A 23110-nucleotide genomic window follows, 5' to 3' on the forward strand; every position below is an offset into this window, starting at 1 on the left:
GCCCGATCATCGATCCTCCAGCACCAGTCGATAGGTGCGCTTGGATCCGTAACTCGTGAACCCGAGCCGAGCGAGGATCGGCGCGGACGTGTCCACCAGCGCGTTCACCAGGGCGAGCGTGCAACCGAGGTCCGCGGCGCTCGTCATGCGAGCGGCCGTCGCCGCCCGGTAGGCGCCCCGACGGCGGAATTCTGGGACCGTGCAGGCTCCCCACAGCCGCGCCACCTCGCCGGCACGCGTCACACCGCCAGTCGCCGCCGGTACGCCGTCGACGTACGCGACGACCTGGAATCCGGCGCTCTGGTCGAGCGGCTTCGTCGCTTCCCGCACCTGCTCGCGCAGCTGCTCGTCCGTCGGCGGGGTACCGCCCCAGACCCGCGTGGCAATGGCGATGGCGTCGCGGACGGTCTGCTCGGAGTCGACGAGGGCGCATCGCACCGATGGATCTACGACTGTCGGTGGTACAGGTAGGGCCCGTGCCTGGATCTCGGTGGCATCGTGCAACGTGGCGCGGCGTCCGACGAGGAACTCCTCGAGGTCACGCTGGTCATCGGTCACGGTCCACGCGATGGATGCTGCATCGTGGTCAGCTGCAAGTCCCTCGACAAGGTGCCACGCGCTCTCGTGATCGGTGCCGGAGGACCAGATCACAGACACGGAACGACCAGGCGCAACGATGGCGGTCAGCCGCCCGGGGATCGCGACAAGATCCGATCCAGGAGGTACCCACGCCCACTCCTGCGATGCCCGCCGCACCTGCTCGCGTGACCACGTCATCGCCACAGTCTGCAGGTCTGGGGTGATTCCGGGTGATCGAAGGTCCCCGAGGGCGTCACCGGGCGGGTCCCGATGCAACGCCGAGCAGCATGCTCAACGGCGCGGGCGGCATGTCATCGCGCTGCTGAAGGTCCACCCGGCGGACGCCGCAGGTTTCGCACCTCACGTAGATGACATGTCCCGACGAGGTCAGGTGCCGCGACTGCGTCGACCAGGCGTGTTCGTGCTCAGCACTTGGGACACTGCGATGCGCTGGGGATCGGGTCTTGCTGGTGGTCATGAGCTCCAGCATGCTGTAATGGTCTTATGCATCTCAACCCTTACGGCGAGTATGCGGTCCTGCTCGCGGCCTCGCTCGCCAACGAATGGCCCGCCGACCGCCGGGGGATCGAGGCGACGACCCGCGAGTTCGGTATGACGATGGCATTTCCCGAAGCACCAGATGACCACGACGGCGTGCGCGGCGTCATCGACGACTGGCTACGCGTCGTCGACGCCCCCGATCCGGATCGGCGTGCCGAGCTGCTGAACCGGGAGATGGCCGCCGCTGCGGCCTATCCGCGGCTCACCGACCACGACGACGAGGGGTGGCACCTGCACTACCGGGACGACCCCCAGTCCCTCCCCTCGGTCCTACGAGCCGTGATCAGCGTCGGAACCTCGCTGCACCTCGTCACCCGCGGGATGCACCGGCTCGGGCGGTGCGCGTCCGAACCCTGCACGGCAGTCGTGGTCGACGTCACCCGCAACGGGCGGCAGCGCTACTGCTCCGTGCGCTGCGCCAACCGTGCGGCCGTGCGAAGGCATCGCGAGCGGTCCCTCGCGCCCTGAGGACCGGGTGGGCGCCGTCGGTCCCAGATCGCGCCAGTCGACGGTCGGGACGTGGTGGTGGAGCATGGTCGATGACGGATCACGCTCGACCGGGGCGTCAGTCCACCGCGGAGGGAGACCTCGCATGACGGATGAGCACATCGCGCTGAGCCCTGCCCAGGTCCTGCAGGTGAGGCACCAGTCGGCCGAGGCACTTGAACTGGAGTCCATCTGGCAACCTGGCGAGCCGCCGCCACGGCACTGGCACCCGCACCAGCGGGAGGAGTTCGAGGTACTGGAGGGCGAACTCACCGTGGAGCCCGGTCGGGCCGAACCTCGAGTCCTCGGCGTCGGTCAGAGGGTCACGATCGCGCCCCGCACGCCGCACCGGATGTGGAACGCCGGACCCGGTCAGGCGCGCGCGAGTTGGCGGATCACGCCTCCGCAGCGCACGCTCGAGCAGTTCCGGTTCATGGCTCAGGGGACCGCCCTACCGCGGGCGATGCGGATGCTGTGGGCCTTCCGCAACGAGTTCCGCGTCGGCCCAGTACTCTGACCGGCGGACCGTCCGTCAGGCGGTCAGGCGCCGCTCGACCTCCGAGACGATGGACGCGAGGCATTCCTCGGCCGAGGTTGACTCGACGTCGAGGAGGAGGTCGCGTTCGAGGCCGGGCAGTTCGCCCTCGAAGTGCCGGTAAACGCCCTCGAGGAAGTCCCGGTCCTTGCTCACCCCACGCGTGGGATCACCCTGGGCACGCTCCCAGGAGCGGTGCACGTCCGCGACGAGGACCACCCTGACCACCGCCGTCTGCTCGGGCACCCCTCCGAGTACCTGCGCCACCTCCGCCCGGGACGACGTGCCCTCGTCGACCACGACGTCCAGCGGCACCCGGACCCAGTGGCCGACCAGCCGCGCGTGGATCTCATGCGCCCACTCCCAGTCCGGGAGGGTGGGCAGCGCCATCTCGGCCACGGTGTCCAGGTCGACGAGTGCCACGGTCCGGCCCTGCTTGCGCAAGCGGTCCGTGACCGCGTGCGCGAGCGTGGACTTCCCGGCCGCGATCGGTCCGCTGATGAGGACAAGCACCTTCGTCGCATCTTCGGTCACCCGGCCATCGTGCCGGTCCGGATGGCAGTCTCCCCAGGGAATTCACTCGCGAGCGGGCGGCCGATCACCGCCTGCGCACGAGCGCCCGTACCGAGATCGCGACGCCGGCCACCGTCCAGGCCACCAACACCGCTAGGTCGCGCAGGCTCGCGCCGAACACGTCGGAGGCGAGGCCGGCGCGGAGCAGGTCTGCCGCGGGCCGGACCGGCAGGATGTCGTGCGCGGCCTGGAACCACTCCGGCAACTGGCCGACGCCGAACGTGACCGGCGAGAACAGCAGCACGAAGAACACGAGCACCTGCGTGATCAGCTGCGCCAACATCGGCGGCAGGCTCACCGCGATCGCATAACCCACCGCCGTCGCCATGAGCGTGACCAGGAGCGTGGCGGCGATGAGTACGGGCCAGTCGAACGAGAGCGCGATGTCGTAGCGCAGCGTCGCGACGAGCACACCGACGGCCACGCTGGGCAGGCCGATGAGCAGCCACACGGTCAGGTCGGCCGCGAGGAGCAGCGGCCGGGCGACGGGCAGGCCTCGCATGTAGGTGAACGTCCCATCGGTGCGGGACCGGGAGACCCCCTGGGGCACCATCACCAGCCCGATCGTGAGCAGCAACACGGTTGGGGCGCCGGTCGAGAGGAACAGCGCGGTCGGCGCATCGATGTTCGGGATGAGGAATCCGAACCCGACGATGATCCCGGCGGCCAGCATCGCCTGCACGACGATGATCAACGGCAGCATCGCGCCGATCTGGGCAAGCGTCCAGCGCAACAGCGTGACGTAGGTGGTGGCGAGGCTGACCTGCACCGGCGCGAGCCGCTGCGTACCGCCCCGGTCGGCGATGGCGTGCTCAGACATGGGCGGCCTCGGTCCCGGTCCGTGCGGGCTCAGGCTCGTCGACCCCGCTCGAGGTCAGGGCCAGGTAGGCGTCCTCGAGCGTCGCCGGTCCGAGGGCGTAGCCGTCGATCTGCTCGCGTTCGCGCAGCGTCGCCGCCCACGTGACGGCCGCCGCAGCGGCGTCCGTCGGAACCGTGAGCAGCACCCGCCGACCGGAGCGAACGGTGCGGTGGGTCGGGAACGGCAACGGTCCGCCGTCGGCGGCCTCGAGGTCGACGGCGTCCGGGGCGAACTGCAGGTCGAGGCGCAGGTCGCTGCCGGTCGTGCCGCGCAACCGTGCGGGCGAGCCCGCGGCGACGACCTTGCCTCGGTGCAGGACGACGAGGTCGTCGACGATCCGTTCCGCCTCCGCGACATTGTGGGTCACCAGCAGCACGCCGGCACCGGCGTCGCCGCGGCGGCGCACCGCCTGCCACAACAGCCGACGGCGAGCGGCGTCGATATCGTTCGTTGGCTCGTCGAGGATGACCAGCGGTGTGGGCGCGGCGACGGCCATCGCGAAGGCCGTGAGCCGGCGGATCCCGCCGGAGAGGCCCCGGCTCTCGGGCAGCGCACGACGGTCGAGCCACTCGCCGATGTCGAGTTCATCGGCGAGGCTCTCTGCGGCCGCACGCGCCGCACTCGGGGACAGACCACGAATCCGCCCGGACATCTCGATGGCCGACCGGGGCGTGAGCCCGTCGATCGGCGCCTGGCTCTGGGGCTGTAGGGCCACGTACCGGCGTGCCGTCGCGGGCTCGGCCACGGCATCGACCCCGCCTAAACGGACACTGCCGGCGTCGGGCCTCAGGAGGCCGACCATCTGAGAGACGAACGTGGTCTTCCCGGCGCCGTTGTGGCCGAGCAGTCCGACCACGGCGCCGGGCCGCACCCGCAGGGACACGTCGTCATTGGCCACCACGTCGCCGAAGCGCCGGGTGAGGCCGTCGACGCGCAGGACGTCATCGTTCATGACCACTCCTTGGATACCGTTGGTATTGGAATACTGACGGTATCTGCGTACCGTCGGTACGTCAACGGCCGGATCCCGCCTAGCATGGGCCGATGGCCTCCACCCCGCGCACCCGCCGCGAACAGCAGCAGCAGACCCGGGACGCGCTCGTGGTCGCCGCTCGCGGCGCCTTCGCCGAGCAGGGCTATCACGGCGCGAACCTCGAGACGATCGCCCGCGATGCGGGCTTCTCCAAGGGCGCCGTCTATTCCAACTTCGACGGCAAGGCGGACCTTTTCCTCGCGGTCATCGATGCCAATATCGAGGTGGCGTTCGCCGAGGGAGGTTGGAACGTCGGCGAGCACTATCAGGCATTCGAAGGCGGCTCCGACGAGTCGCATGGCGAGGAGGCCTCGGAACTGATCGAGGGATTCGCGCTCGCCACCCTGGAGTTCATCGCGACCGCGGCCCGGGACGCGCGCCTGCGCGAGCAGATGGGCAAGCGCATGACGATCCTCGTCGAGGGCTACACAGCCGTCGCGGCGCAGTCCCGATCCGAGCAGGATCCGCTGCAGCTCAACGAGCTGGGAGCACTCCTGGCCGCCTTGGACGAGGGTGCGGCACTGCTGTCCCTCGGCGGCAGTCACGCGATCGACCAGCGCGCCCTGCGCATCGGAATGCGCCGACTCCTCACGCCCGGGCCGATCGAGGAGTCGACCACGCGCGTTGGCGAACCGGCGCTGCACGACGACGCGCTGCGGCAACGGTTGGCCGACGCGATCAGGGCCGGGCACGCCGGTCCCGATGCAGCCGACGAACGTTGAATGATTTACGGATTAGTGACGTCACGTTAATGGCGTAGGACTTTCGCGTCGCGCCCGTAAGGTTAATGCAGAGAATGGACTTAGGCAGTACTGCCTTGCTATACACGATGGCATTTCGGGTTTACCTTGAGGTTATTCCTGGTTCGAACCCCGCCCAAGGAGAACGTCATGACCTCGCTCGCCGATCTCCCCTCCGTCACCGAGTGCACGGTGGCGGGCTGTTCCTACAACCACGACGGCTGCCACGCCGCGGCGGTGACGATCGGTGGCACCGGCGTCGACGCGCAGTGCGCCACCTTCATCCCGCTCACCACGAAGGGTGGGCTGTCCACGGTGCTCGCCGCAGTGGGCGCCTGCCAACGCGTGGACTGCGTGCACAACGTCGACCTCGAGTGCAGCGCCCCCGCCGTCCGCATCGGCGCCGGCACCGACCTGGCCGACTGCCTCACCTTCGAGCCGCGCACCTGAGGCAAGCGGTCGGTCCTCATGGCTGAGCACTTCTGAGCGTCCTCCGACGACCTTCCCACTGTCACAGCGGCGTGACAGCCTTGCACCGAGTCGCTGCCCCATGCGCGCGACCGGACGAGAGGAAGACCGATGCTGAGAGCTCTCAACCCGGCGAGCGTGCCGGCGTCGCCGTTCTACGCCCAGGGCATCGAGGTCACGGAGCCACAGAGACTGGTCTTCGTCTCCGGCCAGGTCGGCGTCGACTCGCAGGGTCGAACCGCTGAGGGCATCGCCGCACAGGCGGCCCAGGCGGTCGCCAACCTGGGCGCCGTACTCGCCGAGGCGGGCCTCGGCCCTGAGTCGATCACCAAGATCACGATCTACCTGACCGATCCCGCGAACGTCGAACCGTTCATGGCCGCCGCCGGACCGACCCTCCCGCCCGACCCACCCGCGACGACCCTGCTCATCGTCCAGGGTTTGGCCGCGCCGGACCTGCTCGTCGAGATCGAGGCGATCGCGGTCGGGTGAGCGGATCAACCCACAGCTGTCCATCGGGCCGATGCTCGATCGTCATGGGTGGGTCACCACCCACGAGGAAACGAGAGACCAATGCGGTACACGATCCTGCTGCACTACACGGAAGAGACCGACGAGACGCTCGGCGAGGAGGTCATGGCCGAGGGCCAACGGGCGTTCTCCGCCTACGCCCAGGCGCTGCATCAGGCCGGGGTCCTGCTCTCCGGTGAGGTACTGCAGCCGTCCACCAGCACCACCACGCTCACCACCGTCGACGGTGAGCTGCGGATCCAGGACGGCCCCTACGCCGATACCAAGGACCAGCTCGGCGGGACGTTCGTCATCGACGTGCCAGATCTCGACGTCGCACTCGAGTGGGCTCGCCAGGCCCCGGCCGTCGCCTGGGGCGCCGTCGAGGTCCGCCCGGGCGCGACCTACGTGCGCGACGGCGGGTGGGAACCGAACGCGTGAGCGCCGCCGAGGCGCGGGCGGCTGCCGAGCGAGCCGCCCGCGCCTCCTACGGTCGGCTGGTCGCGATCCTCGCCTCCCCCACCGGGGACCTCATGCTCGCCGAGGACGCCGTGTCCGATGCGCTCGAACGGGCCCTGCAGACCTGGCCCGAGCACGGCGTGCCGGCCAACCCGGACGGCTGGCTGCTCACCGTCGCCCGCAATCGCCAGCGCGATGTTTGGAAGTCGGCCGCACACCGCACCAGGGCACCGCTCCCGGCCGACCCGGGTGACACCGCGCCACTGACCTCGCCGCTGGACACTCTCGACCCCGACGCCATCGGCGAGCGTCGCCTGGAACTGCTGTTCGTGTGCGCACACCCGGCGATCGACGCTGCGGCCCGCACGCCGCTGATGCTTCAGGTGGTGCTCGGCCTCGACGCCGCCCGGATCGCGCGGGCGTACGGGGTGGGCGCTGCGGCGATGGCCAAGCGTCTGGTCCGGGCCAAGCGCCGGATCGCCGACACCCGGATCCCGTTCGTCGTTCCGGGGCGGGCGGACATGGCGCGGCGGCTGCCCGGCGTCCTCGAGGCTGTCTACGGCAGCTATGCCGTCACCCTCACCGGTGGGCCGGACGAGGCGCCACTGCGGTCCCCGGATTCCCTGGCCGGCGAGGCCCACTACCTCGCCGTCACGCTCGCGGCTCTGCTCCCGGACGAACCCGAGGTGCTCGGCCTGGCCGCGCTGATCTCGCTCTCGCTGGCCCGGTCGCCGACCCGGCAAAAGGACTTCGTCCCGCTCGCGGAGCAGGACCCGGCAACCTGGGACGCGCGCCTGATCGCGGACGGTGAGGCGTACCTGCGCCTGGCGTCGGCCACCGACCGGCTCGGACGGTTCCAGCTCGAGGCGGCGATCCAGGCAGTGCACTGCGACCGGCGCCGGACCGGAGTGACGGATCAGGAGGCGCTGCGCACGCTCTACTCGGCACTCGTTCTGCTCGCGCCGACCCTGGGGGCGCAGGTGGCGCTCGCGGCAACCGTCGGCCGACTGGACGGCCCCGAGGCCGGGCTCGCCGCACTGCCCGATGGTGCCGATGCCTTCCAGCCCGCCTGGGCCACCCGCGCGCACCTGCTCGGCGCAGCCGGGCGCGGCGCGGAGGCTGCGGCGGCGTTCGACCGAGCGGCCGCGCTCACCATCGACCCGGTGGCCCGGCGCCATCTCAGCGATCAGGCCGCAGCGCTCCGCGGTCCGCGCTGACGCACCGGTACGCAGCTCCGGCGGATCGATCCGGACCGGCCCGGCCGGCCCGCCGTGGCCACCACTCCCCCCGGGCCGCCTCGAGCAGCACGGCCTGATCCGCGCCGGGAGCGGGCCGGGCCGCGGCAGGGTCACTCGGTACCGTGGACCGATGACGACCGAGACTCGCTACGTCCGGCCGCCGCAGGAGATCCTCGACACTCTCCTCGAGGAAGGATTCCGCGCAGCCGGCGAGGCCACGCATCCGCCGGACCCCACCTGGATCGAGTTCGGCTCGAGCACCCTCGTCGTTCTCGCCGGGCGCACTGCCCTGCGGGTCGCGCGACAGCCGTCCGTGGCCGCCGAACTGAACAGGGCCCAGGCCCTCGTCGATGCGCTGCCGGCCCTGCCGTTCGCGGTGCCGGAGACGACCGGCGAACCCGTGACGATCGACGGCTACCAGGCGATCCCGACACTGCGCGTCGAGGGCGAACCGCATCCTCCGCACGCGGGTGACCTGGAGCCGCTCCGAGACCTGCTGGAGGCCGTGCACTCCCTCGACGCCAGCCCGCTCCGCCCGCACCTGGCGCAGCCACGATCGTTCATGGGCGGCGCCGACTGGGAGCCGGTGCTGCGCGATCGCGTCGTCCCGTTGCTGAGCCCGAACCTGCAGGGCGAGGCCCGACGGCGCATCGACGCTCTCGCAGGCCTGGAGCCTGGGGAGGTGGTCGTCAATCATGGCGACCTCGCCGGCTCGAACGTGCTCTGGCACCACGGTCGGGTAAGTGGCGTCCTCGACTGGGACCTGACCGCCCTGGACGACCCTGCCGAGGACCTGGCCAGCCTCGCGTCCTGGCACGGCTGGGCACTGGCCCATGAGCTCGCCGACGCCGCCACTGTGGCACGCGCGGACGTGTTCCGGCGCAGCGTCGGACTGCAGCAGATCGCCTTCACGCTGCTGCAGGACCGTCCCGCCGACGAGCTCGCCCGGGTCGTGGCACGCGCCGAGCAGCGCCTCGCGGGCTGAGCTTGAGCCGAGCGACCGGCTCAGCCACCGAACGGTGGCAACTCGAGCTCGGCTAGCCGGCGCGGGTCTGCGAGAACGTCGATCGCCACGACCAGAGAGTCCCGAACCGTGAATGCCATCACGAACTGCGGCGTCCCGTGCGGCGCGACGACCACCCCGGCGGCGCCGTTGACGAGGATCGGATGCACGAACGGTGAGAGCCGCGACGCGGTGAAGGCCTGCCGCGATACGGCAGCCGGCCCGTGCAGCGTCATCGACATCTGCGGACGGGACCGGCCGCCGTCGGACCGGAACACGACGTCGGGGTGCAGCACGGCCACCAGCGCGTCGAGGTCACCGTCACGGGACGCCGCGAAGAAGGCGTCCACGACCGCGCGCTGAGCCCGCACGTCCGGGTCGGGCTCAACAGCCTGACCAGCCACTCGTCGGCGTCCTCGGCTCGCGAGCTGCCGCGTCGCGGCGGGCGAACGTTCAAGCATCGGGGCGATCTCGTCGAACGGCACGGCGAACATGTCGTGCAGCACGAACGCCAGCCGCTCGGCCGGCGGCAGCGTGTCCAGGACGACCATCAGAGCGAGGCCCACCGAGTCGGCCAGTACCGCCTCCTGCTCCGGGTCCGCTCCGGCCGCCGGCCCGAGCAGCGGATCCGGCACGTGGACGGCCTCATCGAGCCCGTCCTCCCGACGGTTCGTCCGCGCCCGGAGCCGGTTCAGGCAGGTCCGCACCACCACCGTGGTCAGCCAGCCAACCGGGTTCTCGACGCCGCTCAGGCCCGCCCGCTCGGCGCGCAGCCAGGCGTCCTGCAGCGCGTCGTCAGCCTCGGCGAGTGAGCCGAGCATCCGGTACGCGACCGCGCGCAGTCGCGGCCGTTCCCGTTCGAACAGCCCCGTGAGGTCGTCACCGCCGTCCATGTCACATCCCTTCGTCCCTGGGTGTCACAGAGGTGACCCGCCGCGCCGGCCCGGTGTGACGGGCCCGATTCCACCACGACCCACAGGAGACCATCATGACCTCCCCGATCCTGCTCACCGGCGGCACCGGCACCCTCGGCCGCCTCGTCCTGGCCCGGCTGCGCGCCGCCGACCACGACGTGCGCGTGCTCAGCCGTAGGCCGCGCGACGACGAGCCGGGCGTCACCTACGCGCTCGGTGACGTCGCCACCGGCAACGGGCTCGAGGCGGCACTGGACGACGTCCACACGGTGCTCCACCTGGCCGGTGGACCCAGGGGGGACGCCGCTGCGGCGCAGGTGGTCGCCGAGCACGCACGGCGTGCCCGGGTTGGCCACCTGGTCGCGATCTCCGTCGTCGGTGCCGACGCGATGCCGCTGCGGTACTTCCGGGAGAAGGCCGGGCTGGAGCGCGCCATAGCCGCGGCCGAGGTCCCGTGGACGGTGCTGCGCGCGGCCCAGTTCCATGACTTCGTGCTGACGCTGGCGCGGTCCTTGGCGAAGCTGCCGGTCACGCCGGTGCCCCGGATGCGGCTGCAGTCCGTCGATGCGGACGAGGTCGCCCACCGGCTGGTGGACCTCGCCCTCGCGGGTCCGGCCGGCCTGGTGCCCGACCTCGTCGGCCCGGAAGTCTACGACGCACCCGACGCGGTCCGGGCCTACCTTCGGGCTCGGGGCTCGCGCCGCCCGGTCCTCGTCTTCGGGCTGCCGGGCAAGGTCGGCCGCGCCTACCGCGATGGCGCCAATCTCGCGGTCGAGCCGGTCGGGCACGGCGAGCGCAGCTGGGCCGACTTCCTCGAGGAGCGGGGTGGGGCCGACGCCGTTGCGCAGCCGCCGATCGTCGCGGCCTGACGTCAGAAGTCGATCCGCATGACGACCCGCCGCGGGCTCGGCTCGCCGATCGCGACGAATCCCGCAGCGGCGAACGCCGCGATGGTCCCGACGTGCAGGTCCTGCTCGATCGTGCCCGCGGTCCTGGTCGGGTATCCCTCGACGGCGCGGGCGCCGCGCGCTCGCGCATGCTCGACGGCGGCCCGCACCAGGGCGTGGCTGATCCCCCTGCGGCGGTGACCGGCGCGGGTGAAGACGCAGGTCACGGCCCAGATCCCGGCGTCGGTGCGATCCTCTTCCCGCCCGGTCCACGGGACCCGCGCGACGCGGACCAGCCCGTCGTAGTGGGGGCGTGGTTCGACCGCGCACCACCCGACGGGTTCGCCGTCGTCGTAGGCGACGAGTCCGCTGGTGGTGTCCGAGCCGGGATTCTCGCATTCGGTCTGCTCCCGCAGCCGGGCCGCGCGCTCGGCGACCGGGAAGTTGGCGAACGCCTCGCCGCGGGCGAGCTTGTACCGCTGGCACTGGCACCGCGAGCCTTCGCCGCGGGTACCGAGGATCGCCGCCAGGTCAGCCCAGGTTGCCTCGTTCGCGGGCACGATCCGCAGGTCCGTGACCGCTTCGGCGATCCGTGGCATAGCACCGCTCCCCTCGTCGGGACTCGGCCCGCTCGCCCGAACCTCTCCGGGCGAGCCTACGCGGGCAGCCGGTACACCGACACGTGGGACCGGGACTCGGCCGTGAATTCCGCACCTGCGAAGTCCGCGTGCCGGCTCTCCAGCGCGAACCCGGCCAGCCGGGCCATCAGGTCCAGTTCCGCGGGCCAGATGTAGCGGTGCGGTGTGCGACCCAGCGTGGCCTCGCGACCGTCCCCGAACCGGAAGTGGTGGGAGACCACCCGCTGGTTCAGGACGTCGTAGGTGTCCAGGCCCACGTAGCCGTCGTCGGCGCGCCACAGCGTGCCCGGGGCTCCCGGCGGGAGCTTGCGTAGTTCGGGCACCCACAACTCGATGACGAACGCCCCGCCCGGCCGCAGGTGGCGGGCCGCGTTCGCGAAGCAGGCGACCTGCTCGTCCTGCGTGAGCAGGTTCGCGATCGTGTTGAACACGAGATAGACCAGACCGTAGTCGCCCAGGCCTGCCTCCGCCGTCGCCATGTCCCCGACAACCACGGGGAGCTCGGCCTCGCCGACCTTGGTGCGCAACTGAGCGACCATCGGCTCCGAGAACTCGATGCCGGTGACCGGCACCTGCTGGGCCAGCGGGATCGCGACGCGGCCGGTGCCGATCGCGAACTCCAGGGCACGTCCGCCGTCGGCCAGCGCCGCGAGCCGCTCGACGGTTGGGCCGAGCACCTCCGGGGCGAACATGCCCTCGCCGGGGGTGTCGTACTCGGCGGCCGCGGTGGCGTCCCAGAGCTCGGACTGGGTCAGGTCCTCGATACGGGTCATGACCGCGATGCTCGTCGCAAGGTCCCGACGGCGTCCAACGGTTTTCGAAGGCCGCGCCGTCGGCGGACCATGGTCACGCTCGCGGCACGGTTGGGCCACAACTTGGCAACAGCCGTTCCCCGGAGCCCGTTCGGCCCGTACGGTCCCGGTCATGACGCGACTGCGGTGGGGCCTCGCATTCATTCTCGGTACGGTGCTTGTGGCCGGGTGCTCGAACGCCGGGTCGGGATCCGAGGATTCAGGCGGCGACGCCGGCCACCTGTCGGGCGGCGACGGTGGTGGTGTTGCCGAGCAGGAGGCGGCCGACCGCGACATCAGCGGCGACACCCAACGGCAGATCATCACCACGGGGTCCGCGACCGTGGTGGTCGAGGACCCGGCGGAGGCCGCGGACAGGGTGGCCCTGCTCGTCGAGACCGCCGGCGGCCGGGTGGACCAGCGCTCGGAACGGGCCGCCGGATCCGACGGGCCGGACTCCCTCGGCTGGGCGCACCTGACCATCCGGGTGCCGGCCGACGAGCTCAACGGCCTGATCGACGAGCTGGACGAGCTCGGCGACGTCCATGACCTGAGCCAGAGCGCTCAGGACGTCACCCAGGTGGCGGTGGATCTGGACGCCCGGATCGTGGCGCTGCAGGCCTCCACCGACCGGCTGCTGCAGATCATGGCGGACGCGGCGGACAGCGGTGACCTGATCGCGGCCGAGTCGGCGCTGAGCGAGCGGCAGGCGGAGCTCGAGTCATTGCAGGCCGAGCGTGCGTACCTGGCCGACCAGGTCTCGATGTCCACGCTGGACGTCAACCTGGAGGCGCACTACGAGCCGACCATCGAGACCGGCGGATTTCTCGGCGGCCTCGAAACGGGCTGGCGGGCGCTGGTCACGTTCGCGAGCGGAGTGCTGGTGTTCCTCGGCGTGATCGCGCCCTGGCTCCTCCTGGTGGGCGTCCCGGTGGCCGCCATCGTGTGGCTGACCCGGCGGCGGCGCCGGCGGGCCGCCGCGGGAAGCCCCGGGAGACCGACATCCGCCGACGGCGAGGCCGCCCCCGACCTGACCTGACGCCGATGTGACACGGCCGGACCGGCGTGGTTGGGTCGGGTCATGAGTGAGCGCCCCCGCGCCGTCGTCGCCGGCGGTTCCGGCTTCATCGGCACCGCCCTGATCGACGACCTGCGCCGCCGCGGCTACGACGTCACGCGGATCGGGCGGTCCGGACCGGACGCCCGCTGGGACCAGCAGGCCGAGATCGCCGCGCTTGTCGACGGCGCGGATCTGCTGGTGAACCTCGCCGGCAAGAGCGTCGGCTGCCGCTACCACGACCGGAACCGCAATGAGATCTACCGGTCCCGGATCGCGACCACGATGGCGCTGCACCGGGCGGTCGACCGCGCCGCGGAGCCGCCCCGGTTGTGGCTGAACGCGAGCACCGGAACGATCTACCGACATGCGATGGACCGGCCGCAGACAGAGGCCGCCGGTGAGTTCGGCGGCGGGTTCTCGGTGGACGTGGCCCGGAACTGGGAGCGGGTGTTCAGCCACGGCGACCTGCCCCGGACCCGCCGAGTGGCGCTACGGATGGCGATCGTCCTCGGCGATGACGGGGCGCTGCCGATGCTGCGCACCGCCGCGCGGTTCGGGCTGGGCGGCCCGGAGTACGACGGCTGGTGGCTGCCCCATCGCCGCTACCGCGGGATCGGGCCGCACCCCACCACGTCGAAGGGGGTCGACCACCACACCGGTGGGCGGCAGCGGTTCAGCTGGATCCACATCGAGGACGTGCTCGGGGCCGTCGAGTTCCTCGACACCCGTGCGGACCTCGAGGGTCCGGTGAACCTGGCCGTCCCGGAGGCGAGCGACAACACCACCCTGATGGCAGGGCTGCGCCGGACGGTCGGCGCGCGCGTGGGGCTGCCGGCACCGCGATGGCTGCTCGAGATCGGGATGCTCGTGCTGCGGCAGGAGTCCGAGCTCGTGCTCAAGAGCCGGTGGGTCGCCCCCGAGAAGCTCCTGGCCGCCGGGTTCGAGTTCCGTCACACCGACCTCGAGGCCGCCCTGCGCAACCTCGCGTGAGCGCTGCGGTCGCTGTCCGCGCCACTGTCTCGCCCGTCAGCGCGGCGGGTGGTCGCCGTTGATCGTGGCGTTCTGCCGCCCTCAGCGCGGCGGGTGGTCCAGCCCGGTGATCAGCCGCTGGTTGGCGGCAATGGTGCGCTCCAGGTCCGCGAACGCGGCCCGCACCTGCGGGGAGTCCGGATCCTCCCAGGCGATCTCGTCCCGTGCGGCCGCCTCGGCCTGGATCCGGCGCATGTGGTCGCGGGCCTGGGCGGTCTGGTCCGCTTGAGGCCCGGCGGCGCCGAGCGCGGACTGGATGCTCAGGGCGGCGGTGGCCGCGTCCCGGTCGGCGCGCAGGTCGTGCAACTGTGCGGTGGCGTGGTGCAGTTGCGACTCGAGCAGGTCCAGGCGCTGCTCGAGGTGGGTGACCTGGCCGTCCAGGCTCGCAAACCTCGTGCGCAGCGCGTCCCGGCGGCGCTCGGCGTCGATGGCGTCGGTCAGGTGCCGTCTGCCGATCTCGTCCTGCCCGTCCGCCACGGCCCGCCGGGCTCGCTCGGTCGCGGCACGCGCCTCGTCCTCAGCCCGTCCCGCCTGCAGCTCGGTGCGGCGGCGGCTCACGCTCAGGTCGACGAGCGAGCGCCGGGCGGTGACGAGCAATGCCTGCTGCTCGGACAGGTGGGCCACGAGCCGCTCGGCGGGGTCACCCTTTGGGGTCCCCGCGCGGCGCACCCGCACCAGGCGCACCAGCCGCGTACGAATTCTGCTCTCAGCCACGGCCGCCGGTCCCCGGATCAGGCAGGGCGTCACGATCGGCGCGTCGGTCCCAGCTGCGCAGGGCCTCACCCTCGATCTGCAGCCGCTCGGCGGCGGCCCCCAACTCGGCGGCGGCGCTGTGGTTGCCCATCGCAGACTCCCGCACCCCGGTTGCGAGCCGCCGGTACTCACCGACCTCGCCCGCGATCCGTTCGGTGAGCCGGGCACGCAGCGCCGGGTCCGGCTCGCGCTCGACGAGTCTGAGCCGCTCGTCGAGGCCGGCGGCGACCGTCTCCAGGTGCTCGGCGATCGCGGGCAGCTCCCCGACCGGGCGACCCTGCGCACCGGCGGCCGTGAGTGCCCGGGTGGTTGCCTCCCGTTCCCGCGCGATCGCCAACTGAAGGCGTGCGCCCTGGCGACCTGCGCCGTCGGACACCACGCTGCGAGCGCCGAGCAGGCCGCGGTCCACCCCGCGACGCAGCGCCTTCGAGCGGCGCACCCGGCGGACCACCAGCCAGAACGCGGTCCCAACGGCCGCGACGCCCACGGCGGCGGTGCCCGCGAGAACCGCGAGGGTGGTCACCACGAACTCGGTGGCAGCCGTGATCGTCTCGGCGGGCATCTGCACTCACCTCGATCTCGGCCGCTTGCGGTGGGGATTCCACTCTACGACGCCGCGGCGGGTCACCCGAAGCCGATTCGTTCCCACCACGTCCGACCCGTTCGAGAAGCGGCCAGGATCTGACCTGTTCGGCTCGTAACGTTGTTCTCATCGCCCACCGATGAAGGAGCAGGACATGTTGCGCGGACTCACGACGATCACCTACCTCGCCGACGACGTCGCCGCGGCGGCGCGCTGGTATGCCGAACTGCTCGGGACGGAGCCCTACTTCACGCGCCCCGAGACCGGCGACCCGGCCTACGTCGAGTTCCGGATCGGCGACTACAGCCACGAGCTCGGGATCATGTCCACCGCCTACTCCGCGCACCCGCACGGGCAGCCTGCCGGCGCCACCGCGTACTGGGCCGTCGATGACCTCAACGCCGCCGTGGCCCGGGCCGTCGACCTCGGCGCCACGGCCCACGAGCCGATCACGACCCGCGGGGACGGTTTCGTGACGGCCTCCGTGGTCGACCCGTTCGGCAATATCCTCGGGCTCATGTTCAACCAGCACTACCTGGACGTGCTCGGCGAGCACGACAGGACGAGCTGAGGTTTCAGGCCGGGGCGAGCGCCTGAGCCCGGCCGTCGACGATCTCGACCACCCGGTCGGCGTGGGCGAGATGGTCCCGGTCGTGGGTCACCATCACGGTGGCCAGCTCCCGCTCGGTGGTGAGCCGGCGGATCAGGTCAAGGATCGCCGCACCGCGCTCGGAGTCCAGCGCGCTCGTCGGCTCGTCGACGAGCAGCACGGACGGTGAATTCATCAGTCCACGCGCGATCGTGACGCGCTGACGCTGGCCGCCGGAGAGCTGGTGGGGGCGGCGGCCGGCCTGGGCGGCGAGCCCGACGGCGTCCAGTAGTTCCAGCGCCCGCTCGCCCGCCGCCGTGGGGGCCTCGCCGGCGAGGTGCGCCATCACCGTGAGCTGCTCGAGCGCGGTGAGGGAGGCGAGCAGGTTCGCGGACTGGAACACGATCCCGATCCGGTCCCGGCGCACCCGGGTGCGCTGCTTGGCGTTCAGGCCGACCAGGTCGGTGCCGTCGAGAAGCACCTGGCCTGAGTCGGGGGTGATCAGCGTGGCGGCGACTGCGAGCAGGCTGGACTTGCCGGACCCGGACGGGCCGACGACGGCGGTGAGCTCGCCCGGTTCGGCATGCAGGGTGACGTGGTCGAGCGCGGTGAGGCGGCCGTCGCCGTCGGGGTAGGTGAGGGTGACGTCGTTGAGGTGCATGGTCATGGCAGGTGTGCTCCGGTCCCGATAGTGACGATCTACGAAATGGTGATGACGCCGGTGGCGCGCTTGCTACCGGGCCGCACCGAGGGCGGTGAGCGGGTCCACGGTGGCGATCCGGCGCAGCGAGGCCGCCGCCCCGACCAGGCCGAGGACCACCAGCAGCGCCGCGGGCAGCAGGACCGTGGCCGGGGTCAGCACGAACGGCACCGCGGTGGCGGCGAGCGCGCCGAGTCCCGCGGCGAGGGCGGCGCCGAGGCCGGTCCCGAAGAGGAGCAGGACGAACGCCTGCCCGACGGCGTCGCGCACCAGGTAGCCGGTCGATGCGCCGACTGCCTTGAGGATCGCGATCTCTGGGCTCCGCTGCACGGTCCAGACCGTGAAGAACGCTCCGATCACGAGTGCCGAGATGGCGAGCAGCAGGCCGCGCATGAGTTGCAGGGACCCGTTCTCCGAGGAGTAGGAGCCGATCGCGTTCAGGGAGTCGGCCACGGTGACGGTCTCGGTGCCGAGGGCGGCGTCGGCGGCGGCGAGGTCGGCGGTGCCGGCCCGGATCGCGAGCACGGTCGCGGCGTCCGGTGCGGTCCCGGTCATCGGCCGGTCGGCGTCCGAGATCCAGGCGACGGGCGCGTGGGAGTAGGAGTCCCGCCCGGCGACGGCTGCGACCTCGAGCTCGACGCCGCCGACGGTGATGGTGTCCCCGGCCGCTACGCCGAGGTCCTCGGCGGCCTGCTCGGCGAGCACCACCTCGCCGCTGCGCACGGCTACCGGCGGCAGCGTGGAGGCGTCGTCGACGGCGAAGAACGCCACGCCCGTGGTGCGCGCGCCGGACTCGGCGCGGGTCATCCCGAGCGTGAGCGGTTCGACCGCGGCCACGCCGGTCACGTCCGCCCAGTCCGCCTGGGTCTGCGCGGGGATGGCGGAGTCGGAGAACGAGATGTCCTGGTCCGCAGCCGGTGCGGCGAACACGACGTGATCGGCGTCCAGGTCCGTGATGGCCGAGATGTTCTCGCGGCCGAGGCCGGCGGTGAGCCCGGACAACAGCACCACGAGCAGTGTGATGAGGGTGACGACGGCGCCCATCAGGGCGAATCGTCCCTTCGCGAACTTCAGGTCCCTGAGGGCTACGAACACGTGGTATCTCCAAGGTACGGCTGGATGGTGGCGAGCAGCCACCGGGTGATCCGGCAAGGCCGGTGCCGCCTTGTCGGCGACCTCGCTCAGCGTCTCTCCCGGGCCCGGTGCGCCACATCGCTCGCCGGATGGCTTCGCGGACGGCGAAGGTCGGAGCGCGCGGTCCAACGTTCGATGGATGCCGGCTGGACCCGGGCTCCGTACGCTGGGATGGCCATGACGACCGCTCACCGCACCCCCGGACCCGCCAGCGGCGCAGCGCCGCCCGTGCCGTGGCTGCTCCGGCTGTGCCTGCACCTGCTCGTCGCGGTGCTGCTGATCCTCGCCGCCGTACGGGCGTTCAACCCCGACGGCGGAGCACCGGTCGCGGTGATGGTCGTCGCCATCGTGGTGGGCCTGGTGTACGCGGCCGGTCCGCTGACGTCCGCGGTGCAGCCCGGCACCAGGGCCGCCGGCCTCTGGCTCGGCGTGCTGCTCGCGACCTGGCTGGTGCTGCTGTGGCTCACCCCGGATGCGATCTGGCTGGCGTTCGCCTGGTTCTTCCTGCTGTTGCACCTGCTGTCCTGGCGCACCGGGCTGATCATGGTGGTGCTGACGGCCGTCGCCGCTGTGGCCGGGTTCGCCTGGCACCAGCCGGCCTTCACCCCTGCCATGGCGATCGGCCCGTTCCTCGGTGCGGCGGTCGCGGTGGCCACCGTGTGGGGGTTCCAGCAGCTGAGCACCGAGTCCGAGCGGCGCCGTGCCCTGATCGCCGAACTCCTGCAGACGCGCGCCGAACTCGCCGCCGCCGAGCGCGAGCAGGGCGTCCTCGCCGAGCGCGCGCGCCTGGCGCGGGAGATCCACGACACGCTGGCCCAGGGCCTGTCCAGCATCCAGCTGCTGCTGCTCGCGTCCGGCCGGCGTCTGGCCGCGCACCCCGAACTGGCGGACGTCGCCACGCACGTGGAGCAGGCGCGGGCCACCGCGCAGGAGAACCTCGGCGAAGCCCGGCGCCTGGTCGCGGCGCTCGCCCCGGCCGACCTGCAGGGCGGGTCGCTGGTCGGGGCGCTGCGCCGGTTGTGCGCCACCACCACCGAGCGCACCGGCCTGCCGGTGACGTTCCGCCTGGAGGGTGGCCCGGTCGCGCTGCCGACACCGGTCGAGGTTGCCCTGTTGCGGATCGCCCAGTCCGCCCTGGCCAACACCACGCGGCACGCCGGGGCGACCCGCGCCGCCGTGACGCTGACCGTGATGGACCAGCAGGTCGCGCTCGACGTGGTGGACGACGGCGTCGGTTTCGATGCCGCGGCCCTCACCTCGGCGGGTGCGGACCGCCCGGCGCCAGGCCCCGACGGCGGCTTCGGCCTGGCCTCGATGCGTTCCCGCGCCGTCGAGCTCGGCGGCACCCTGACCGTCGAGTCCACTCCGGGGCACGGCACCGCCCTGGCCGTGACGTTCCCGATCGCGACGGAGCGGACCGACCCGGCGACCGCCGCCGAGCAGTCCGGCCCGGCCACCGCCGTCAGGCCTGACGACCCACGGACGGCGACCGGACCCGCCAACCCAGCCACCGCCGTCGGGCCTGGTGCCGACCATCCGAGCGAACGGCCGCGGCCGTGATCTCGATCCTGCTCGCGGACGACCATCCCGTGGTGCGCGCCGGCCTCAAGGCAGTCCTGGAGACCGAGCCGGACCTACGCGTGGTGGCGCAGGCCGGCACGGCCGACGAGGCGGTGCGCGCCGCCGTCGAACTGACGTCAGCCGAACCGCCCGGGCTGGACGTGGTGTTGATGGACCTGCAGTTCGGCAACGTGAGCGCCGAGATGGCCGGAGTCGACGCCACCGCCCGGATCGCTGCGCTGCCCCGGGCACCCCGGGTCCTCATCCTGACCACCTATGACACCGACGCGGACATCCTTGCGGCCGTCGAGGCGGGCGCGTCGGGCTACCTGCTCAAGGATGCCCCGCCCGAGGAGCTGCTCGCGGCCGTGCGGACGGCGGCGGCGGGGCAGTCGGCGCTCGCGCCGGCGGTGGCACTGCGGCTGATGGACCGGATGCGGGCGCCGGACCGGTCGCTGTCGCGGCGGGAGACCGAGGTCCTCACCCTGGTGGCCGCAGGTCGCTCCAACCAGCAGATCGCCCGGGAACTGTTCATCTCCGAGGCGACGGTGAAGTCCCACCTGGTGCACATCTTCACCAAGCTCGGGGTGGACTCGCGGACCGCGGCGACCGCGGCGGGGCGCAGCCGGGGTCTGATCAGGCGGTGATCACTGCGCCAGCGGGTCGTACCCGACGTTGAGCCACAGGTGCCGCGGGATCTGCTCGATGAACCCGTAGAGCAGATTGAGGTAGGGGTCGATGTTCTGCAACTCCTGAGATCCGTGGATCCAGAGGAAGACGTCGCGACCCTCGATCGTGATGTTGCGTCCGACTGCGTCGGGCTGCAGCAGCCGCTCCATCATCCGGGGATGGATCAGGTCGAACGGGAACTGGCCCGGCGGGCCCTGGATCCGCCAGGCTTCGTTGAAGGCGACGGACTCGAACTCGATGTCCTGACCGCCGAAGAACTTCGCGATCGAGGTGCCCGCACCGTCCGGGCTCAACTGCACCCAGGGCAGCGGGACCGGCAACTGCAGCGCGACCACGTGGTGGGTGTGCGTGGTGCTGTTCTTGCCGTTGCTGGTGACGTAGGTGTAGCTGAAACTCAACACCTGCCTGCCGTGGAAGTTCCCGGTGAAGACCTCCGAGGCCCGTCGCGATCCCCCTCGCCCGAACGGCGGGCTCTGCCAACGTCGCTCCAGGCCGTCCACCCGCGGGGTGTACTGCCAGCCCCGCGCTACGGCCCACTGGTGGTTCGCGGCGTGCCGGCGCTGGTTCGCGCGGCGTACCAGCACGACCACGAGGACGATGAGCCCCACGGGCACCACGAAGAAGAGCAGCGAGATGATCCCGCCGGCGAAGAGCGCCCCCGGATCCATGCGATGTCTCCCCTGCCTCTGGTCGTGATGATCTTTGAGTTTCCGGGCCGGTCACTCGGCCAGCGGATCGTGTCCGACGTTGAGCCACAGGTGCCGCGGCACCCGTTGGACGATCCCGTACAGCAGGTTCAGGTAGGAGTCGACGTACTCGATCCGCTGCCGGCCGTTCGCCCACAGGAAGATGTCCTGGCCCTCGACGGTGATCGCCCGGCCGACGGCGTCCCCCTGGAGCAGTCGCTCCATCATCCGGGGGTGGATGAAGTCGTAGGCGAACCGGGAGGAGGCAGCCTTCACCCGCCACGAGTCGTTGAAGGAGGCGGACTCGAACTCGATGTCCTGACCGCCGAAGAACTTCGCGATCGCCGCGCCGGCACCCTCCGGCGTCAGCTGCACCCAGGGCAGCTCCGCCGGCAGATGCAGCGACACCACGTGGAAGGGGTGGGTGCTCCTGCTCTTCCCGCTACCGGTCGTGTAGGTGTAGTTGAAGCTGAGGGCCTGCTCGCCCTGGAAGACCCCGGTGAGCACCTCACTCGCGCGTCGGGAGCTGCCCTGCCGGAACGGCGGGCTCTGCCATCGGTTCACCAGGGCGGGGACGGTCGCGGTGTAGGTCCAGCCGCGCCCGGCGGCCCAGGCCCGAAGCGCCTCCTGGCGTTTCTTGTTCGCGCGCCAGCCGACGATGGCCACGACCACGAAGATCACCACGAAGACGATCCAGAAGCCGCCCTGGAAGAAGCCTGCGTCCCCTGACATCCGGATCTCTCCTGTTCATGGTCGTCGGACCGTGCTGACAAACGTCCAGCAGCGTAGCAACGAAGGTGCCGCCGGCCGGAGCGCGAACCGGGGCAGAACTCCCCAGCGGCCGCGTCCCACCGGCCACCGGCGACGCACGTAAATGTCTGGCGCACCGGGTGGGAGGAGGTTCACCCTCGAGTCATGGACACCATCGCCACCACGTTCCGGATCAGCGAGGCACCGACGCCCGCTCGTTCCGACGAGACCCCCGACTGGCGGGTTCGCGGCGCCGTCGCCGTGAGCGCCGCAGGTGTGCTCGAGATCCTGGGCAACACCGACCTGGCCGACACCGCGGAGACCGTCACCGCCTCGCGCGCCAACCAGAAGACCGCCGAGAAGCACCTGCTCGTCGGCCTCGACGCCGCTGCCCCCGACGGCGACCCCGACTCCGTCCTCGGCGCCGCGTGGGTGTACCTGCCGCTGAAGGACAACACTCACATGGCCTTCATCGAGGTCGAGGTCCTCGCCGGGGCACGACGGCACGGCCTCGGTGCCCAGCTCTGGGATGCCGCCGTGGTGATCGCGCGGGGTGCGGGACGCACCAAGGTCATGGCCGACGCCGGCATCACCACCGAGCCCGACGCTGATTCTCCGGATGCGATGGTGCCGCCGACCGGAACCGGCCGCTTCGACGGCAGCACCCCCGGCGCCCGGTTCGCGCTGTCTCGCGGCTTCACCCTGGAGCAGGTGGAGCGCCACTCGCAGGTGCAGCTGCCGGTGGACCCCGAGACGCTGGTGCGGTACCGGCGGGAATCACAGGCGAAGGCCGGGTCCGACTACGACCTGGTCACCTGGCAGGGACCGGTGCCGCCGGAGTGGGTCGAGCAGTACTGCGTGCTGCAGACCCGGATGAGCACCGACGCACCGTCCGCCGGCCTCGACCTGCAGGAGGAGGTGTGGGACGCCGAGCGGGTCGCGAACCTCGACCAGACCCGCGCGGCGATGGGCAAGATGACCTACACCACGGCCGCCCGGCACATCCCCACCGGCACCCTCGCCGGCTACACCGAGATCGACACGGCCCCCGGCAAGCCGGACGTGCTCTATCAGGAGAACACCCTGGTGCTGGCCGAGCACCGCGGCAGGCGGCTGGGCATGCTGGTCAAGGCCGCGAACCTCGAGGTGATCGCCCGCGAGGTCCCGGATGCCCGCCGGGTGCACACCTGGAACGCCGAGGAGAACAACTACATGCTCGACATCAACGTGGCCCTCGGCTTCCGCCAGGCGAGCGTGTGGGCCGCCTGGCAGCTCACCCTCTGAGCCGGTCGACCCCACCTG

At 71.6% G+C, this 23110-nt stretch carries 29 protein-coding genes; 15 read left to right on the forward strand and 14 right to left on the reverse strand.

Annotation, left to right across the window (positions count from 1 at the left end):
- Window positions 1-6: 6 nt before the first annotated feature.
- Window positions 7-777, reverse strand: a complete 771-nt coding sequence (locus HALOF300_RS02715; RefSeq protein ID WP_156739121.1) for a GNAT family N-acetyltransferase — start codon at window positions 775-777, stop codon at window positions 7-9.
- A gap of 55 nt (window positions 778-832) precedes the next feature.
- Window positions 833-1069, reverse strand: coding sequence for a hypothetical protein (locus tag HALOF300_RS02720; protein ID WP_231954980.1), 237 nt, complete (start codon window positions 1067-1069; stop codon window positions 833-835).
- Between the two features lie 14 nt (window positions 1070-1083).
- Between HALOF300_RS02720 and HALOF300_RS02725 the strand changes: the two genes are divergently transcribed.
- Both HALOF300_RS02725 and HALOF300_RS02730 read left to right on the forward strand, forming a co-directional pair.
- Entirely contained in the window at window positions 1084-1608 is a 525-nt protein-coding gene (locus HALOF300_RS02725; protein WP_156739122.1) for a CGNR zinc finger domain-containing protein, read from the forward strand.
- Between the two features lie 124 nt (window positions 1609-1732).
- Window positions 1733-2143, forward strand: a complete 411-nt coding sequence (locus HALOF300_RS02730; RefSeq protein ID WP_197522255.1) for a cupin domain-containing protein — start codon at window positions 1733-1735, stop codon at window positions 2141-2143.
- Window positions 2144-2158: 15 nt separating this feature from the next.
- Here the strand turns inward: HALOF300_RS02730 and HALOF300_RS02735 are convergent, their stop codons facing one another.
- From HALOF300_RS02735 to HALOF300_RS02745, 3 genes are all read right to left on the reverse strand, one after another.
- Complete coding sequence (locus tag HALOF300_RS02735; RefSeq protein ID WP_156739124.1) at window positions 2159-2695, reverse strand: AAA family ATPase; 537 nt, start codon at window positions 2693-2695, stop codon at window positions 2159-2161.
- Window positions 2696-2759: 64 nt separating this feature from the next.
- The gene (locus HALOF300_RS02740) at window positions 2760-3554 is read right to left on the reverse strand and encodes an ABC transporter permease (RefSeq protein WP_156739125.1); all 795 of its coding nucleotides are present in this window, start codon (window positions 3552-3554) and stop codon (window positions 2760-2762) included.
- Window positions 3547-4545 (reverse strand): ABC transporter ATP-binding protein, encoded by a 999-nt coding sequence (locus tag HALOF300_RS02745; RefSeq protein ID WP_156739126.1) that lies wholly within the window; start codon window positions 4543-4545, stop codon window positions 3547-3549. Before HALOF300_RS02745 ends, HALOF300_RS02740 begins: the two co-directional genes overlap by 8 nt.
- Before the next feature lie 92 nt (window positions 4546-4637).
- Between HALOF300_RS02745 and HALOF300_RS02750 the strand changes: the two genes are divergently transcribed.
- The 6 genes from HALOF300_RS02750 (at window position 4638) to HALOF300_RS02775 (ending at window position 9026) form a co-directional block, all read left to right on the forward strand.
- Entirely contained in the window at window positions 4638-5348 is a 711-nt protein-coding gene (locus tag HALOF300_RS02750; protein ID WP_156739127.1) for a TetR/AcrR family transcriptional regulator, read from the forward strand.
- 168 nt (window positions 5349-5516) lie between these two features.
- Complete coding sequence (locus HALOF300_RS02755) at window positions 5517-5816, forward strand: DUF1540 domain-containing protein (RefSeq protein ID WP_154796147.1); 300 nt, start codon at window positions 5517-5519, stop codon at window positions 5814-5816.
- 129 nt (window positions 5817-5945) lie between these two features.
- Window positions 5946-6326: a RidA family protein gene (locus tag HALOF300_RS02760; RefSeq protein ID WP_156739128.1), complete on the forward strand. Its 381-nt coding sequence runs from the start codon at window positions 5946-5948 to the stop codon at window positions 6324-6326.
- A gap of 81 nt (window positions 6327-6407) precedes the next feature.
- Window positions 6408-6785, forward strand: a complete 378-nt coding sequence (locus HALOF300_RS02765) for a YciI family protein (protein WP_156739129.1) — start codon at window positions 6408-6410, stop codon at window positions 6783-6785.
- Entirely contained in the window at window positions 6782-8020 is a 1239-nt protein-coding gene (locus HALOF300_RS02770; RefSeq protein WP_156739130.1) for an RNA polymerase sigma factor, read from the forward strand. The genes HALOF300_RS02765 and HALOF300_RS02770 overlap by 4 nt, the downstream gene beginning before the upstream one ends.
- A 151-nt stretch (window positions 8021-8171) precedes the next feature.
- A complete protein-coding gene (locus HALOF300_RS02775) occupies window positions 8172-9026 on the forward strand; it encodes a phosphotransferase family protein (RefSeq protein WP_156739131.1) in 855 nt (284 codons plus the stop codon).
- Window positions 9027-9046: 20 nt separating this feature from the next.
- Here HALOF300_RS02775 and HALOF300_RS02780 read toward each other — a convergent pair whose 3' ends face one another.
- On the reverse strand, window positions 9047-9937 hold the full coding sequence (locus tag HALOF300_RS02780; protein WP_156739132.1) for a sigma-70 family RNA polymerase sigma factor: 891 nt from the start codon (window positions 9935-9937) through the stop codon (window positions 9047-9049).
- A gap of 95 nt (window positions 9938-10032) precedes the next feature.
- Here HALOF300_RS02780 and HALOF300_RS02785 point away from each other — a divergent pair, with 95 nt between their 5' ends.
- Window positions 10033-10827 carry an SDR family oxidoreductase gene (locus HALOF300_RS02785; protein WP_156739133.1) on the forward strand — a complete coding sequence of 265 codons (795 nt, stop codon included), beginning with the start codon at window positions 10033-10035 and terminating at the stop codon, window positions 10825-10827.
- 2 nt (window positions 10828-10829) lie between these two features.
- On the opposite strand, the gene HALOF300_RS02790 is transcribed toward HALOF300_RS02785, so the two are convergent.
- On the reverse strand, window positions 10830-11444 hold the full coding sequence (locus tag HALOF300_RS02790; protein WP_156739134.1) for a GNAT family N-acetyltransferase: 615 nt from the start codon (window positions 11442-11444) through the stop codon (window positions 10830-10832).
- A gap of 56 nt (window positions 11445-11500) precedes the next feature.
- A complete protein-coding gene (locus HALOF300_RS02795; protein WP_156739135.1) occupies window positions 11501-12256 on the reverse strand; it encodes a class I SAM-dependent methyltransferase in 756 nt (251 codons plus the stop codon).
- A 151-nt stretch (window positions 12257-12407) separates the two neighbouring features.
- Here HALOF300_RS02795 and HALOF300_RS02800 point away from each other — a divergent pair, with 151 nt between their 5' ends.
- Complete coding sequence (locus HALOF300_RS02800) at window positions 12408-13313, forward strand: DUF4349 domain-containing protein (protein WP_197522256.1); 906 nt, start codon at window positions 12408-12410, stop codon at window positions 13311-13313.
- Window positions 13314-13355: 42 nt separating this feature from the next.
- Window positions 13356-14324 carry an epimerase gene (locus HALOF300_RS02805; RefSeq protein ID WP_156739137.1) on the forward strand — a complete coding sequence of 323 codons (969 nt, stop codon included), beginning with the start codon at window positions 13356-13358 and terminating at the stop codon, window positions 14322-14324.
- 81 nt (window positions 14325-14405) lie between these two features.
- On the opposite strand, the gene HALOF300_RS26860 is transcribed toward HALOF300_RS02805, so the two are convergent.
- The gene (locus tag HALOF300_RS26860; protein ID WP_197522257.1) at window positions 14406-15077 is read right to left on the reverse strand and encodes a PspA/IM30 family protein; all 672 of its coding nucleotides are present in this window, start codon (window positions 15075-15077) and stop codon (window positions 14406-14408) included.
- Window positions 15070-15678, reverse strand: coding sequence for a hypothetical protein (locus tag HALOF300_RS26865; protein ID WP_197522258.1), 609 nt, complete (start codon window positions 15676-15678; stop codon window positions 15070-15072). The genes HALOF300_RS26860 and HALOF300_RS26865 overlap by 8 nt, the downstream gene beginning before the upstream one ends.
- 175 nt (window positions 15679-15853) lie before the next feature.
- Here HALOF300_RS26865 and HALOF300_RS02815 point away from each other — a divergent pair, with 175 nt between their 5' ends.
- A complete protein-coding gene (locus HALOF300_RS02815) occupies window positions 15854-16270 on the forward strand; it encodes a VOC family protein (RefSeq protein WP_156739139.1) in 417 nt (138 codons plus the stop codon).
- Between the two features lie 4 nt (window positions 16271-16274).
- Here HALOF300_RS02815 and HALOF300_RS02820 read toward each other — a convergent pair whose 3' ends face one another.
- Window positions 16275-16955, reverse strand: a complete 681-nt coding sequence (locus tag HALOF300_RS02820) for an ABC transporter ATP-binding protein (RefSeq protein WP_156739140.1) — start codon at window positions 16953-16955, stop codon at window positions 16275-16277.
- Between the two features lie 66 nt (window positions 16956-17021).
- A complete protein-coding gene (locus HALOF300_RS02825; RefSeq protein ID WP_156739141.1) occupies window positions 17022-18083 on the reverse strand; it encodes an ABC transporter permease in 1062 nt (353 codons plus the stop codon).
- Between the two features lie 216 nt (window positions 18084-18299).
- Here HALOF300_RS02825 and HALOF300_RS02830 point away from each other — a divergent pair, with 216 nt between their 5' ends.
- The gene (locus tag HALOF300_RS02830; protein WP_156739142.1) at window positions 18300-19682 is read left to right on the forward strand and encodes a sensor histidine kinase; all 1383 of its coding nucleotides are present in this window, start codon (window positions 18300-18302) and stop codon (window positions 19680-19682) included.
- A complete protein-coding gene (locus HALOF300_RS02835; RefSeq protein ID WP_156739143.1) occupies window positions 19679-20329 on the forward strand; it encodes a LuxR C-terminal-related transcriptional regulator in 651 nt (216 codons plus the stop codon). Before HALOF300_RS02830 ends, HALOF300_RS02835 begins: the two co-directional genes overlap by 4 nt.
- On the opposite strand, the gene HALOF300_RS02840 is transcribed toward HALOF300_RS02835, so the two are convergent.
- Window positions 20330-21040 (reverse strand): type III secretion system chaperone family protein, encoded by a 711-nt coding sequence (locus HALOF300_RS02840; RefSeq protein WP_156739144.1) that lies wholly within the window; start codon window positions 21038-21040, stop codon window positions 20330-20332.
- A gap of 51 nt (window positions 21041-21091) precedes the next feature.
- A complete protein-coding gene (locus HALOF300_RS02845; protein ID WP_156739145.1) occupies window positions 21092-21790 on the reverse strand; it encodes a type III secretion system chaperone family protein in 699 nt (232 codons plus the stop codon).
- A 183-nt stretch (window positions 21791-21973) separates the two neighbouring features.
- Here HALOF300_RS02845 and HALOF300_RS02850 point away from each other — a divergent pair, with 183 nt between their 5' ends.
- Complete coding sequence (locus HALOF300_RS02850) at window positions 21974-23092, forward strand: GNAT family N-acetyltransferase (RefSeq protein ID WP_156739146.1); 1119 nt, start codon at window positions 21974-21976, stop codon at window positions 23090-23092.
- Window positions 23093-23110: the final 18 nt, after the last annotated feature.

Source organism: Occultella aeris (assembly GCF_902703175.1).
GTDB lineage: Bacteria > Actinomycetota > Actinomycetes > Actinomycetales > Beutenbergiaceae > Occultella > Occultella aeris.